Here is a 261-nt window from a genome sequence, read left to right on the forward strand (position 1 = left end):
GTGCGCCCGACAGGGGTCGAACCTGTAACCTCTTGATTCGTAGTCAAGTACTCTATCCAGTTGAGCTACGGGCGCTATATTAAAATGATAATGCCGAGAACCGGAATCGAACCGGTACGGTGATCTCTCACCGCAGGATTTTAAGTCCTGTGCGTCTGCCAGTTCCGCCACCCCGGCAAAAATAATGGAGCAGAAGACGGGATTCGAACCCGCGACCCCGACCTTGGCAAGGTCGTATTCTACCGCTGAACTACTTCTGCA

General features: G+C 52.9%; 3 tRNA genes. All 3 read right to left on the reverse strand.

Annotation, left to right across the window (positions count from 1 at the left end):
• Nucleotide 1: 1 nt before the first annotated feature.
• Nucleotides 2-75, reverse strand: a tRNA-Arg gene (locus ACA31_RS06570).
• Nucleotides 76-91: 16 nt separating this feature from the next.
• Nucleotides 92-177, reverse strand: a tRNA-Leu gene (locus ACA31_RS06575).
• 8 nt (nucleotides 178-185) lie between these two features.
• Nucleotides 186-260: transfer RNA gene (locus ACA31_RS06580), tRNA-Gly, on the reverse strand.
• Between the last annotated feature and the right edge of the window lies 1 nt (nucleotide 261).

This window comes from Staphylococcus sp. NAM3COL9 (assembly GCF_001431205.1).
GTDB lineage: Bacteria > Bacillota > Bacilli > Staphylococcales > Staphylococcaceae > Staphylococcus.